Here is a 13,326-nt window from a genome sequence, read left to right as displayed (position 1 = left end):
CGTCGATTACTTCATCGTCGGCATCACGAAGTCGGCCCCGGCGCGGATGCCGGTGGGCCAGCGGCTCGTGATGGTCTTGAGCTTGGTGTAGAACCGCACGCCCTCGGGGCCGTGCATGTGGTGGTCGCCGAACAGCGAGGCCTTCCAGCCGCCGAAGGAGTGGAACGCCATCGGCACCGGGATCGGCACGTTGATGCCGACCATGCCGACCTGGATCTGGTGGGCGAATTCGCGGGCGGCGTCGCCGTCGCGGGTGAAGATCGCGGTGCCGTTGCCGAATTCATGCTCGTTGATCATGCGGGCGGCAGTGGCATAGTCGGGCGCGCGCGCCACCGCGAGCACCGGGCCGAAGATCTCTTCCTTGTAGATCGTCATGTCGGTGGTGACATGGTCGAAGATCGTGCCGCCGAGATAATAGCCGTTCTCGTAGCCCTGCATGCTGAAGCCGCGCCCGTCCACCACCAGCTTGGCGCCTTCGGCCACGCCGGTGTCGATATAGCCGCGCACCTTGTCGAGATGCTGCTTGGTCACCAGCGGTCCCATCTCGGCTTCCGGGTCGGTGCCGGGTCCGATCTTGAGGGCGCGCACCCGGGGTTCCAGCTTGGCCAGCAGCGCCTCGGCCGTGGCTTCGCCGATCGGCACCGCAACCGAGATCGCCATGCAGCGCTCGCCGGCCGAGCCATAGGCCGCGCCCATCAGGGCGTCGACGGCCTGGTCGATGTCGGCGTCGGGCATCACGATCATGTGGTTCTTGGCGCCGCCCAGCGCCTGGCAGCGCTTGCCGTTGTGAGAGGCGGTCTCGTAGATGTAGCGGGCGATCGGCGTGGAGCCGACGAAGCTGACGGCCGAAATGTCGGGATCGGTGAGGATGGCGTCAACGGCCTCCTTGTCGCCATGGACCACGTTGAAGACGCCGTCCGGCAGGCCGGCTTCCTTAAGCCACTGCGCGAGCAGCAGCGAAGCGGACGGATCGCGCTCGGAGGGCTTGAGGATGAAGCAGTTGCCGCAGGCCAGCGCCACCGGGAACATCCACATCGGCACCATGGCGGGGAAGTTGAACGGCGTGATGCCGGCGACCACGCCGAGTGGCTGGCGCAGGGAATGGCTGTCGACGCGGGTGCCGACATTCTCCGTCACCTCGCCCTTGAGGAGCTGAGGCGCGGAGGTGGCGAACTCCACCACTTCCATGCCGCGCTGGATCTCGCCCTTGGCATCCGACAGCACCTTGCCGTGCTCGGCCGTGATCACGGCGGCGAGCTCGTCGGTGCGTTCCTCGAGGATGTGCAGGAACTTATTGAGGATGCGGGCGCGGCGCAGCGGCGTGGTGGCGGCCCAGCCGGGGGCGGCCGCCTTGGCGGCGGCGGAGGCCTCGCGCACTTCGGCGACGGAGGCGAGGGCGACTTCGGCCGCGGCTTCGCCGGTGGCGGGATTGTAGACCGCCGCCTTGCGGCCGCTGCGGCCGGCAACCAGCTTGCCGCCGATGAAATGGGAGATCTCGCGCGTCATCCTCTTCCTCCTGTCCTCGTCCGCCGATAGGCGGCGTTCGGCGAGATCTATGCAGTTGATCCGTTCGCACAGCAATGAGAGGGATTGCACTTCCGATGTGCAAAAATTAAAGTCATCAATAGACGATCTTCCCGGGGTGCACGGGCATCTTGCCCGTTCTTGGAAACGTGGCGGATGTCGGTCAGGCAGAACGGGCAAGATGCCCGTGCACCCGGAGTTCGCCATGAACTGGGACCACATCCGCATCTTTCTGGCGGTGGCGCGCAGCGGGCAATTGCTCGGCGCGGCGCGCCAGCTCGGGCTCAACCATGCCACCGTCGGCCGCCAGCTCACGGCGCTGGAGGAGACCTTCGGCGCCAAGCTCGTCGAACGCCAGACCCAGGGCTGCACGCTGACGGCGGCCGGCGAGGCCCTGCTCGTCGCGGCGGAGAAGGCCGAATCCGAATTCCTGCGCGTCGGCGCCCTGGTATCCGGCACCACGGCGGAGATCAGCGGCACGGTGCGTGTCGGCGCGCCGGACGGGCTCGGCAACTACTTCCTGTCGCACGAACTGGGCGCCCTGGCGGCCCGACACCCGGAACTGGTGGTGCAGCTGGTGCCGCTGCCGCGCACCTTCTCGCTGTCACGGCGCGAGGCCGACATCGTGGTGACGCTGGACCGCCCCGTGCAGGGGCGGCTGATGGTCAAGAAGCTGACCGACTATACGCTCAGCGTCTATGCCTCCCTGGGCTATCTCGAAGCGGCGCCCCCCATCGCCAGCGAGGAGGACCTTGCCGGCCATCTCTTCGTCACCCATGTCGATGACCTCGTCTACAGCCGGGCGCTGGATTATGCCGAGACGCTGGGCCGGCTGATGCGCCGGCGCTTCGAGTGCGGCAGCGTGGTCGCCCAGATGGAAGCTGTCAGGGCCGGCCACGGTATCGGCATCCTGCACGACTATGCGGCCCGGCAATATCCCGAGCTGACGCGACTGCTGCCGGGCACGCGCTTCACCCGCAGCTATTGGCTGGTTTCCCATCCGGACACGCACAACACCCGCCGCGTCGCCGCCGTTGCCGACCATATCACCCTGCGGGTTCGGGCGGAGCGGGCCCATTTCGCGCGGGACTGAGGAAATTTCCCGGGACCGCCGGCATCTTGCCGGCTCTTGATTGCCCCACGCTTGCCGGGTCGGAAGAAGCCGGCAAGATGCCGGCGGTCCCAGGGAAGCTTTCACGCCCGCCCCGAGGCCATCGCCGTTTGCGGCGTGTCGTTGATCGGGAAATGCAGCGCTGCCGCCATCAGGCTGGCAAGGGCGGTCGCCCACCACACCAGTGTGTAGGAGCCGGTGAGATCGAAAGTCAGGCCACCCAGCCAGGCGCCGAGAAACGAGCCGATCTGGTGGCTGAGAAAGCAGATACCGAACAGGGTGCCGAGATGGCGCACGCCGAAGACCTTGGCGACGAGACCGCTGGTGAGGGGAACCGTGCCGAGCCAGGTCAGGCCCATCACGGCCGCAAACAGGGTGACGGAGCTGTCCGATTTCGGCGCCAGGAAGAAGGCGGCGATGGCGACGCCCCGGATCAGATAGAGCCAGCCGAGCACATGCTGCTGCCGGTAGCGCCCGCCGAGCCAGCCGCAGGCCCAGCTTCCCGCCATGTTGAACAGGCCGATCAAGGCGAGGGCCTTGGCCCCGGTGCCCGACGGCATGTGGCAGAGCGAAAGATAGCCCGGCAGATGGGTGGCGATGAAGGCGAGCTGGAAGCCGCAGGTGAAGAAGCCGAGAGTGAGAAGGCAATAGCCGCGATGGCCGAGAGCCTGTTCCAGCGCGGCTTTCAGCGGCAGGGCCGCCTCTTCCTTCTCGGCCGCGGCCAGCCTTGGTTGGCCATCCAGAAACAGGCCGAAAGGCGCCGCGGCCAGCATGACCAGCGCCAAGACGATGAGGGCGGTGGACAGGCCCGAATATTCCGAGACGATCTGTGCCAGGGGAACCATCGCGACCTGTCCGAACGAGCCGCCGGCGCTGGCGACGCCCATGGCCATGCTGCGCTTTTCGGGTGCGGTCTCGCGGCCGACCGCGGTCAGTACGACGCCGAAGGCCGTGCAGCTGATGCCGATGCCGACCAGCACGCCGAGACCGAGGACGAGCATGATCCCCGACGGCGCCATGGCGGCAATGCCGAGGCCGAGAGCGAAGGCAGCGGCGCCGAATGCCACCACGGGCGCTGCGCCATAGCGATCGGCCGCAGCCCCCGCAAAAGGTTGCGCTGCTCCCCAGACCAGATTGTGGATGGCGATGGCGAAAGCGATCAGGGTGACTGGAAGTCCCCGGTCAAGCGAGAAGGGCTCGACGAAAAGGCCGAAGGTCTGCCGGATGCCCATGGCCGCGCTCAGGATGATGGCGGCGGACAGAATGAGCAGGGTCTGGCGATTGAATGCGGGCCTGGCTTTGATCGGATCGGACAGCGCCATTTCCATCTCCTCGGGAGAGAGGCGATCGCATTCCTGACGCCGCCGCTTCATCCCGCTTCTTGGGGAATTCGATAGATGGCGGGGACGATTCACCCGAATGGCCGGCCTGTACACTCACTGTACGGTATACTTGACGCATCGGGCGATATGTCCTGCGACCTTGATTGACGAAGCGGTCCTGCTTGCGCCAAGGGATAAGGGGCAACGACGCGGAAACGGGCAGGCTGGAGAAGAGCAGGAAGAGTGCCGGACAATTCGCATTCCCGAACGGTGGTCACCGCTCGCCGCATCGAGGCGAACGTACCGCGGTCGTTGCGGCCTTTCCTGGCGCTTGCGGATTTCGAGCCGGCGGCCCGCCGTCATTTGCCGCGCCAGATCTATGGCTATTATGCCGGTGCTGCCGAGACGAATGCCGCGCATGCCGGCAACAGCCGGGCGCTGGCCGCCCTCGGGCTGGTGCCGCGCGTGCTCGTCGATACCAGGGCGCGTTCGACGCGCCACGCCCTGTTCGGCCAGGCCTATGCCCTGCCGGTCGGCATCGCCCCCATGGGGCTGTCGGGCCTCGCCACTTTCGAAGGGGACCTGGCGCTCGCCAGGGCCGCCGCAGCCGAAGATGCCCTGATGGTGGCCAGCGCCACTTCGCTGATCCCCTTGGAGCGGCTGGCAGAGGAGGGTGGGGCTCGCTGGTTCCAGACCTATCTGCCGGGCGAACCCGAACGCATCAGCCGCATGGTGGCACGTGTGGCCGCCGCGGGCTATGAAACGCTGGTGCTCACCGCCGACGTGCCGGTGGCGGCCAATCGCGAGAACAATGCCCGCACCGGTTTCTCAACGCCCTTGAAACCGAGCCTGCGATTGTTCTGGGACGGCATCACCCATCCGTCCTGGTCGCTGGGGACCTTTGCCCGCACCCTGGCCGGCGGCATGCCGCGCTTCGAGAACATGGATGCCTTTCGCGGCCCGACCCTGCTGTCCCGCAATGCGGTGCGGGATATCGGCGCCCGCGACGGGCTCGACTGGAGCCATCTCGATCTCATCCGGCGGTCATGGCGCGGCAAGCTGGTAGTGAAGGGCATTCTTGCGCCCGAGGACGTCGCGATTGCGCGCGAGAGAGGCGTCGACGGCGTCTGGATCTCCAATCATGGCGGGCGCCAGCTCGATACGGCGGTCGCTCCGATGACGGTCCTGCGCGAGGCCGTTTCGGAGGCTGGCGAGATGGCGGTGTTGATCGACGGCGGCTTCCGCCGGGGTACGGATGTCCTCAAGGCGCTGGCGCTCGGGGCCGACTTCGTCTTCGTCGGGCGTCCTTTTCTGTTTGCCGCTGCCGTGGGTGGGGAAAGCGGAATCCGTCACGCCTTTGGCCTCCTGCAGGCGGAAGTCGCCCGCAACATGGCCATGCTGGGCGTGAGCGGCCTCGACGAATTGCAACCGGTGCATGTGCGGGCGGTAGGCTGATCGCGGCGCATCACCGAAGCCGCAACAAATCGTCAGCTTTCCGAAAACTCTCTTGACCTTCCCATGATGTCAAGCCTTACGCCCTGTCCCGGAAGGCTGGGAGACCAGCGCGAATCGATTGAGAGGCATGGGACGGGCTGATGAACGACCATCACCATCATCACGACCACCACCACGATCATGGCGGGGCGCCGGCCGGCGTGAAGGATCCGGTCTGCGGCATGGATGTCGATCCGGCGACCGCCAAGCATTCCATTCAGCATGAAGGGCGCCCCTATTATTTCTGCTCGGCCGGCTGCAAGTCGAAATTCGAGGCGGAGCCGGGACGGTATCTCGGCGAGCGCAAATCGGCACCTGCGGCCCCCGCGGGCACGATCTATACCTGCCCGATGCATCCCGAGATCCGGCAGGAAGGACCGGGATCCTGCCCGATCTGCGGCATGGCGCTCGAGCCGCTGCAGGTCACGGCCGAAGCCGGCCCCAATCCCGAGCTCGCCGAGATGACGCGCCGTTTCTGGGTCAGCCTGGTGTTGACCCTGCCGGTCTTCATCCTGGAGATGGGGGCTCATCTCGTCCCGGCGCTGCATCATCTGGTGCCGCCGGCCCGATCGGCCTGGATCCAGCTCGTCCTGGCCAGCATCGTGGTGCTGTGGGGTGGCTGGCCTTTCTTCGTCCGCGGCTGGCAGTCCGTGCTGCGCCGCAGCCTCAACATGTTCACCCTGATCGCCATGGGCACCGGCATTGCCTGGGTCTACAGCCTGGTGGCGGTGTTCGCGCCCGGCCTGTTCCCCGACGCCTTCCGTGGTGACGACGGCAGCGTGGCCGTCTATTTCGAGGCGGCCGCGGTGATCACCGTGCTGGTGCTGCTCGGCCAGGTACTCGAACTCAGGGCCCGCGAACATACGTCGGGGGCGATCAGGGCCTTGCTCAACTTGGCTCCGAAGACGGCGACACGCATAAGGGAAGATGGTTCGGAGGAGGAGATCACGCTCGACAAGGTGGCGGTCGGCGACAGCCTGCGCATCCGTCCCGGCGAGAAGGTGCCGGTGGACGGCAGCGTGCTGGAGGGGCGCTCCTCACTCGACGAGGCGCTGGTGACCGGCGAATCCATGCCGGTGGCCAAGGCCGTCGGCGACAGCGTCATCGGCGGTACGCTCAACCAGACCGGCGCTTTGGTGATCCGCGCCGACAAGGTCGAGGGCGACACCATGCTGGCCCAGATCGTCCAGATGGTCTCGCAGGCGCAGCGCTCGCGGGCACCGATCCAGCGCCTGGCCGACCAGGTAGCCGGCTGGTTCGTGCCGGCGGTCATCCTGATCGCGGCGGTGGCCTTCATCGCCTGGGCGATCTTCGGGCCGGAGCCTCGCTTGGCCTATGGCCTTGTCGCCGCGGTCACCGTGCTGATCATCGCTTGCCCCTGTGCTCTCGGCCTGGCGACGCCGATGTCGATCATGGTCGGCGTCGGCAAGGGCGCGGGCCTCGGCGTGCTGGTCCGCAATGCCGAAGCGCTGGAGCGGCTGGAGAAAGTCGACACCCTGGTGGTCGACAAGACCGGCACGCTCACCGAAGGGCACCCGACCCTCACCGCCATCTGGCCCGCCGAAGGCTTTGGCGAGGACGACTTGCTGCGGCTGGCGGCCAGCGTGGAGCGGGCTTCCGAACATCCTTTGGCCCGGGCCGTGGTCGCGGCGGCGGAGGCGAAGGGCCTCGCCTTGTCTGCGGTTGTGGATTTCGACTCCCCCACGGGCAAGGGTGCGCGGGGGACCGTCGAGGGTCAGCTGGTTCTCCTCGGCAATGCGGCCTTCATGGCGCAGGAGGGCGTCGCGGTCGCCCTGGCTGCGGAAGCCAACCGGCTGCGCCAGGACGGGGCGACGGTGATCTTCGCCGCTGTCGACGGTCGCCTGGCCGGCCTGCTCGCCATTGCCGATCCGGTCAAGGAAACCACGCCGGCCGCCCTGGCGGCTTTGCGTGAAGAGGGTATCCATGTCGTGATGGTCACAGGGGACAACCGCGTTACCGCCGAGGCCATCGCCCGCCGGCTCGGCATTGATGCCGTCGAGGCCGAGGTCCTGCCCGAACGCAAGAGCGCGCTGGTCGAGGCCTTCAAGCGCGAGGGCAAGGTGGTGGCCATGGCCGGCGACGGCGTCAACGATGCGCCGGCTTTGGCGGCGGCCGATGTCGGCATCGCCATGGGCGCGGGCACGGATGTGGCGATCGAGAGCGCCGGGGTCACCCTGGTCAAGGGCGATCTCATGGGCATCGTGCGGGCAAGGCGGTTATCGCAGGCCACCATGGCCAATATCCGCCAGAACCTCTTCCTCGCCTTCGTCTACAACGCCGCCGGTGTGCCCGTCGCGGCCGGGGTGCTTTACCCCGTCTTCGGTATCCTGCTGTCGCCCATCATCGCCGCGGCGGCCATGGCGCTCTCCTCCGTCAGCGTCATTGCCAACGCGTTGCGCCTGCGCACGCGCCAGCTTTGAGCAAGGATTATCGGTATGAACAGACGTGAATTTCTGCTCTCCGGCGTCGCCGCCCTGGTGATTTCAAGCCCTGCCGCGGCGCAAATGCAGGATCATTCCAAGCATGGCATGGATATGCCGGGCATGTCGCCAGGGGATGGCAAGACGGCGGTTCCCGCGGCCTCGCCTGTGTTGCCTGAAGGCGCCCCGCTGCGCGACCTGCCCCGTCTCGCCAATCGGGCCAGCGGGCCTGGGCGTTTCGAGGCCGACCTCACGGCCAAGCCCGCCATCGCCCGCTTTGCCGAAGGTGTCGAGACGCCCATCCTTGCCTATGACGGCGAGACGCCCGGCCCCCTGATCGAAGTGACCGAGGGCGACAAGGTCGCCATCCGCTTTGCCAATCGCTTGCAGGGCGAGGAAACTACCATCCACTGGCATGGCATGCCGGTGCCGGCGGACCAGGACGGCAATCCCATGGACCCGGTGGCCTCAGGCGCCGATCGGCTCTACGCCTTCGAGCTGCCGGAAGGCAGCGCCGGCAGCTACTGGTACCATCCCCATCCCCATGGCCGCACGGCCGAGCAGGTCTATCGCGGTCTCGCCGGGGCCTTTATCGTCAAGCCGCGCCAGGATCCGATCCCGGCCGCCTATGGCGATACACCGCTGTTCTTTACCGATCTGAGGCTGGCGTCCGATGGCTCGATCCCGCCCAACACCATGGCGGACCTGATGAATGGGCGGGTGGGTGACCATGTCCTGGTCAACGGCCAGAAGAAGCCTGTCCTGACGCTGCCCGCCGGCAGCTGGCGCCGCTTCCGCCTGTTCAACGCCAGCAATGGGCGCTTTCTGCGCCTGACCTTCGGCACGGCGCCGATCACGCTGATCGGCAGTGACGGCGGCCTTCTCGAAGCGCCGGTGCCCGGGCTTCGGGTCATCGATCTCGCGCCCGCCGAACGGGCAGAGGTCGTCGTCGCCTTCGACCAGCCGGGGCAAGTGGTGCTGCGGACGGAGGATGTCGATCACGGCTGGATGGGGCCGGGACGTCCCGACACCGCCGCCGATCTGATGACCATCGATGTGACGGCGGACAGGGCCGAGACGGCTCCGGCCCTGCCGGCGAAGCTGCGCCGCATTGCCGATCTCGGCCCGCCCGTCGCTACGCGCCGCCTCGAATTCACCGAGACCATGTCGATGGGGGAGGGCGGCATGAAGATGGGCTTTCTTATCAACGGCGCCTCCTTCGACATGAACCGGGTCGATGTCGTCGCCAAGGCGGGGCAGACCGAATTGTGGGAGATCGCCAATCTGGCGGACATGGATCACCCCTTCCATCTTCACGGTACGCAGTTCCAGCCGGTGGAGACCGAGCGGGACGGCCGGGTGAGCAAGGCGCCCTATCGCGCCTGGAAGGATACGATCAATGTGGCGCGCGGCGAAACCGTGCGCCTGCTGGTGCGGCAGGAACAGCCGGGCCTGCGCATGTATCATTGCCATATCCTGGAACATGAGCAGCTGGGAATGATGGGCGTTGTCGAGGTGCGGGCCTGATCCTATCGCCCGCCTTGGCTGCAAAAGCCTAAGTCTTCTGCATGAGTTCGGGGGGCTTGTAGACGAAAGGGTTTCAGCTAGGATGAATGACTGGCCGCGGGTAAGGAACTCGAGGAACTTACTTTGCGGCCGGTACCGGAAGAAGCGTACACATCAAGAATAGAGCGGTATCATCGTCTGGGGACGTTCGTTGAAACGGACTGTCCCGGCAGGGAGGAGGCCGCCGGCTTGGCGGTGTCGGGTCCGGTTTTCCCCTGATCCACCACCCCCTCGTCTGGAAAGCCTCATCATGCCGATCCACCGCCGTTCACTCCTGGCTGGCCTGTTGCTTGCCGGAATACGGCCGGAGAGAGTCCTGGCTCGGGCCGCCGTGGAGGCGGGCTCGATCCTGGGCGCCAGCGGCGAAAGCACCGCGCAGGCCCGTGGCCGCACCCGTCTGCTCGCGGTCGGCGACCCCGTCTATCTCAACGATCTCCTGGCGACCGGCGAGAGCGCGCGGTTGTCGGCGCAGCTTGGCGAGGCCACCCGCTTGCTGCTGGGCGCCCGCACAAGGGTACGCATCGACAAGTTCCTGATCGACCGGGGCGGCAAGCTGGTGCTCGAGCGCGGCGCCATTCTGTTCGACCGCCCGCATGATCGCCCGTCGGGGGAACTCGGCGTTACGACGCCGTTTGGCCTGATCGCCGCTCGCGGCACCCGGTTCTTCGCCGGGCCGAGCTGGGGCAAGTTCGGCGTCTATGTCGAGGATGGCATCGTCGACGTCGCTACCAGAGGGGGAACGGTGCGGCTCACCCCTGGTTTCGGCACCGAGCTTACCGGCATGCAGGTCCCGCCGGCCAGGCCCGCGGCCTGGAGCCGCCTGCGCATCGGCGAAGCCTGGGCCGCCGTGGTCGGGTCGCGCCACACTTTTGGTGGCGGTGACATCTCGCCTTCGGGTGGTGGGGACATGCCGTCGCCGGGCGGTGCCGGTAAGCCGTCGGATCACACATCGGGCGGCAGTCATCCCGCGCCGAAATAGTTCCGCCGCTTCACTGAAGCGGAGCAGGCCGGCGCGAGTGGTCGCGTGTTGGAGACGATCTGCTGGGCGACCGGCATCGATCATGGCAGCGCGGCGATGGGGCTTTCCGCCTTGTTCAGTGCGCGGTCCGCGCCTCGATGGCCCGGATGACCGCCGCCATGTCGGACGTACCGAGGCCGAGATCCTGTGTCTCGCCATAGAGAGCATGGCAGATGTCGAGCAGGGGCGAGGCAAGCCCAGCGCGGCGGGCGGCGTCGGCGACCAGGCGGTTGTTCTTCAACACATCGGCGATCGAGGCCTGCACCGCAAAATCACCCTCGACCAGTTTTTGCAGTTTGATGCGGGAGACCGGGCTCGCCATCGGGCCGGCATCGAGAATGGCCCGGAATTGCTGCATGTCGAGACCATGCTGCCCGGCAAAATGGGCGGCCTCGGCAAGGCCCGTCACCATGGTGATCAGGAACAGGTTGACGGCGAGTTTCATCGTCAAGGCGCCGGGAACGCTTCCGCAGTCGAAAGCCTGATGGCACATCGCAGCGATCAGGGGGCGGATCTCGGCAAGCGCGCCCGCATCACCTGCCAGCATGGCCACGAGCTGTCCGGCTTCGGCCGGCTTGCGGGAGCCGGAAACCGCAGCTTCGACATAGTGGCCGCCGGCGGCGCGGATGTCCTGGTCGAGCCGGCGCGAATCTTCCGGCGAGATCGTGCCCATTTGCACGATGATATGGTCGGCGACCCGGTTTTCGAAATCCATCGAGCCGCGGCCGAGCACCGCATCGATCGCCGCCGTGTTCGCCAACATCAGGATCACGATGTGCGCCGTGGCGAAGACCTCGCCGGGGCTGACGGCCACCGCGGCACCGGCAGCTTGCAAGCTGGCGTATTTGTCCGGGGAGCGGTTCCAGACCACCAGCGGCGTTCCCGCCTTTACGAGATTGAGCGCCATGGGTTCCCCCATGACGCCGAGACCGATGAAGCCGACAGGCATGATGACGCGTTTCTCGTCCTGAAATCTTCGGGGAAAGGATCCTATCTAGCGGTCCCGCGCCAATCTTGAACGATTGTGCGAGCTCGCAGCACGGGGCCTCCCCGGTACTCTGGGGCAGCGTGGCGGATGGATGAGCGTTGCTGCCTTCCCAGTGCCGGGGGGAAGCTGATTCAGGGCTCGATCCGCTTCCAACCCTGCAGCAGCCGTCGTGTCGCCACCTCGAAGCTGAAATAGTTGCCGCCGCCCGCCGCCTGGTCGTGGCGGCGGTCGATCGGGGCGGACAGGAGGCGGCAGAGCAGGAGCGTGCCGACCCCGCCATGGGCGACGATGGCGATGTCGCCATGGCTGCGATCGGCCGCCAGGATGGCGTCGACGGCGGCGGCGATGCGGTTCTGGGCGTCGATGGCGCGCTCCCAGCCGCGAATGCTGAGCTCCGGATTGGCGAAGAAGGCGTCGGCGGTGGCCTCGAATTCGGGTGACGGCAGGAATCCGCTCGCCGAGCGGTCATTCTCATGCAGGGCCGGCACCACCTGTACGGGCAGACCGAGATGACCGGCCAGGATCTCGCCGCCGTCACGCGCCTTGCGTTCGTCGCTGGAGTGGACGGCGGTAATGCGCGTGACGAAACCATGCCGGTTGAAGGCCTCGTGCCGGGCCCGGCCCCTGGCCGAGAGCCGCCATTGCGGCACTGGAATGGCCGGGTCGATCTCGACGTCCGCATGGGTGATGAAATGGGCGATCCTGGTGGCGGTCAAGCGTCGGTCTCCAGCGGTCGCGGCAACGAATCCTCGCGGTTCATCCTGTCCGAAGGGAAGGGCGATTGCCATCCCCTTCGGGCTGATCGCCTCAGGCGCGGCCCTGGGGCTCGGGCAGCCGCATCGCCGCCTGGCGCTCGATCATCCAGCCGGGATATTCGCGGGGCAGGGCACTGACGGCATCGAGACGGGCGAGTTCGTCGGCGCTCAGCACCACATCGGTGGCGGCTAGGTTGTCGTCGAGCTGCTCGATGGACTTGGCGCCGATGATCACCGACATCACGAAGGGCCGATGCAGCACGAAGGCCAGCGCGATGCGGGCAACGGACACGTTGTGGGCCTGCGCGATCTCGCGCATCACATCGATGCAGGCGAAGGCTCGGTCCTTGTCGACGGGCGGAAAATCGAAATTGGTCCGGCGCGCGCCGTCCGGGCCTTTGCCGTCGCGATCGATCTTGCCCGAGAGCAGGCCGCCGGCGAGCGGGCTCCACACCATCAGGCCGAGCTTTTCAGCCTCCAGCAGCGGCACGATCTCGCGTTCGAGGTCACGCCCGGCGACGGTGTAGTAGGCTTGCAGGGTGGAAGGCCGCGTCCAGCCATGCCGGTCGGCGAGGCCGAGGGCCTTCATGATCGTCCAGGCAGACCAGTTGGAGAGGCCGACATAGCGTATGTGCCCCTGCCTTACGAGATCGTCGAGGGCGCGCATGGTCTCCTCGATCGGCGTGAAGCGGTCGAGGCCATGGATCTGGTAGAGATCGATATAGTCGGTGCCGAGGCGTTTCAGGCTGGCCTTGACCGCATCCATGATGTGGCCGCGCGAGGCGCCCCTGTCGTTCGGCCCCGGGCCGACCGTGCCGAGCGCCTTGGTGGCGAGCACGATATCGGAGCGCTTGCGGCCGGAATTGACGATGGCGCGGCCGGTGATCTCCTCCGACAGGCCACCCGAATAGACATTGGCGGTGTCGATGAAATTGATGCCGGCATCGAGGGCGCGGGCGACGATGCCGTCGGCCAGGCTCTGGTCGAGCGTGCCGATCGTGTTCCAGAACTCGTTGCCGCCACCGAAGGTCATGGTGCCCAGGCAAAGCTCGGATACGAAGAGGCCGCTGCTGCCAAGTGTCTTGTAGCGCATGAGATGAAATCCAT

Annotated in this window: 10 protein-coding genes; 5 read left to right on the top strand and 5 right to left on the bottom strand. The window is 66.8% G+C overall.

The features are described 5' to 3' along the window. Nucleotides 1-6 precede the first annotated feature (6 nt). Complete coding sequence (locus tag ACTJKX_RS15145; protein ID WP_311944641.1) at nt 7-1,506, bottom strand: CoA-acylating methylmalonate-semialdehyde dehydrogenase; 1,500 nt, start codon at nt 1,504-1,506, stop codon at nt 7-9. Nucleotides 1,507-1,729: 223 nt separating this feature from the next. On the opposite strand from ACTJKX_RS15145, the gene ACTJKX_RS15140 reads away from it, so the two are divergent. Next, complete coding sequence (locus ACTJKX_RS15140; RefSeq protein ID WP_440725753.1) at nt 1,730-2,617, top strand: LysR family transcriptional regulator; 888 nt, start codon at nt 1,730-1,732, stop codon at nt 2,615-2,617. A gap of 101 nt (nt 2,618-2,718) precedes the next feature. Here the strand turns inward: ACTJKX_RS15140 and ACTJKX_RS15135 are convergent, their stop codons facing one another. Then, nucleotides 2,719-3,957 (bottom strand): MFS transporter, encoded by a 1,239-nt coding sequence (locus tag ACTJKX_RS15135; protein WP_440725752.1) that lies wholly within the window; start codon nt 3,955-3,957, stop codon nt 2,719-2,721. Between the two features lie 243 nt (nt 3,958-4,200). On the opposite strand from ACTJKX_RS15135, the gene ACTJKX_RS15130 reads away from it, so the two are divergent. The 4 genes from ACTJKX_RS15130 (at nt 4,201) to ACTJKX_RS15115 (ending at nt 10,437) form a co-directional block, all read left to right on the top strand. Continuing rightward, a complete protein-coding gene (locus ACTJKX_RS15130) occupies nt 4,201-5,412 on the top strand; it encodes an alpha-hydroxy acid oxidase (protein ID WP_440725751.1) in 1,212 nt (403 codons plus the stop codon). Nucleotides 5,413-5,552: 140 nt separating this feature from the next. Next, nucleotides 5,553-7,892 carry a heavy metal translocating P-type ATPase gene (locus ACTJKX_RS15125; protein WP_440725750.1) on the top strand — a complete coding sequence of 780 codons (2,340 nt, stop codon included), beginning with the start codon at nt 5,553-5,555 and terminating at the stop codon, nt 7,890-7,892. Between the two features lie 15 nt (nt 7,893-7,907). After that, nucleotides 7,908-9,419, top strand: a complete 1,512-nt coding sequence (locus ACTJKX_RS15120) for a multicopper oxidase family protein (RefSeq protein WP_440725749.1) — start codon at nt 7,908-7,910, stop codon at nt 9,417-9,419. A 289-nt stretch (nt 9,420-9,708) separates the two neighbouring features. After that, nucleotides 9,709-10,437, top strand: coding sequence for a FecR family protein (locus ACTJKX_RS15115; protein WP_440725748.1), 729 nt, complete (start codon nt 9,709-9,711; stop codon nt 10,435-10,437). A 115-nt stretch (nt 10,438-10,552) separates the two neighbouring features. On the opposite strand, the gene ACTJKX_RS15110 is transcribed toward ACTJKX_RS15115, so the two are convergent. The 3 genes from ACTJKX_RS15110 to ACTJKX_RS15100 all read right to left on the bottom strand — a co-directional run bounded on the left by ACTJKX_RS15110 (nt 10,553) and on the right by ACTJKX_RS15100 (nt 13,312). Continuing rightward, the gene (locus ACTJKX_RS15110) at nt 10,553-11,425 is read right to left on the bottom strand and encodes an NAD(P)-dependent oxidoreductase (protein WP_440725747.1); all 873 of its coding nucleotides are present in this window, start codon (nt 11,423-11,425) and stop codon (nt 10,553-10,555) included. Between the two features lie 170 nt (nt 11,426-11,595). Continuing rightward, nucleotides 11,596-12,180, bottom strand: a complete 585-nt coding sequence (locus ACTJKX_RS15105) for a histidine phosphatase family protein (protein WP_440725746.1) — start codon at nt 12,178-12,180, stop codon at nt 11,596-11,598. Between the two features lie 91 nt (nt 12,181-12,271). Further along, nucleotides 12,272-13,312 carry an aldo/keto reductase gene (locus tag ACTJKX_RS15100; protein WP_440725745.1) on the bottom strand — a complete coding sequence of 347 codons (1,041 nt, stop codon included), beginning with the start codon at nt 13,310-13,312 and terminating at the stop codon, nt 12,272-12,274. Between the last annotated feature and the right edge of the window lie 14 nt (nt 13,313-13,326).

Source organism: Labrys sp. 22185, from assembly GCF_052045555.1.
Classification (GTDB): Bacteria; Pseudomonadota; Alphaproteobacteria; order Rhizobiales; family Labraceae; genus Labrys; species Labrys neptuniae.
The sequence above is the reverse complement of the archived record's forward strand: the minus strand, read 5'-3'. Positions and strand labels throughout refer to the sequence as shown.

Coding starts and splice junctions, on each gene's coding strand:
- ACTJKX_RS15145 (WP_311944641.1), bottom strand. CDS start 1,506: ATGACGCGCGAGATCTCCCATTTCATCGGCGGCAAGCTGGTTGCCGGC.
- ACTJKX_RS15140 (WP_440725753.1), top strand. CDS start 1,730: ATGAACTGGGACCACATCCGCATCTTTCTGGCGGTGGCGCGCAGCGGG.
- ACTJKX_RS15135 (WP_440725752.1), bottom strand. CDS start 3,957: ATGGCGCTGTCCGATCCGATCAAAGCCAGGCCCGCATTCAATCGCCAG.
- ACTJKX_RS15125 (WP_440725750.1), top strand. CDS start 5,553: ATGAACGACCATCACCATCATCACGACCACCACCACGATCATGGCGGG.
- ACTJKX_RS15120 (WP_440725749.1), top strand. CDS start 7,908: ATGAACAGACGTGAATTTCTGCTCTCCGGCGTCGCCGCCCTGGTGATT.
- ACTJKX_RS15115 (WP_440725748.1), top strand. CDS start 9,709: ATGCCGATCCACCGCCGTTCACTCCTGGCTGGCCTGTTGCTTGCCGGA.
- ACTJKX_RS15110 (WP_440725747.1), bottom strand. CDS start 11,425: ATGCCTGTCGGCTTCATCGGTCTCGGCGTCATGGGGGAACCCATGGCG.
- ACTJKX_RS15100 (WP_440725745.1), bottom strand. CDS start 13,312: ATGCGCTACAAGACACTTGGCAGCAGCGGCCTCTTCGTATCCGAGCTT.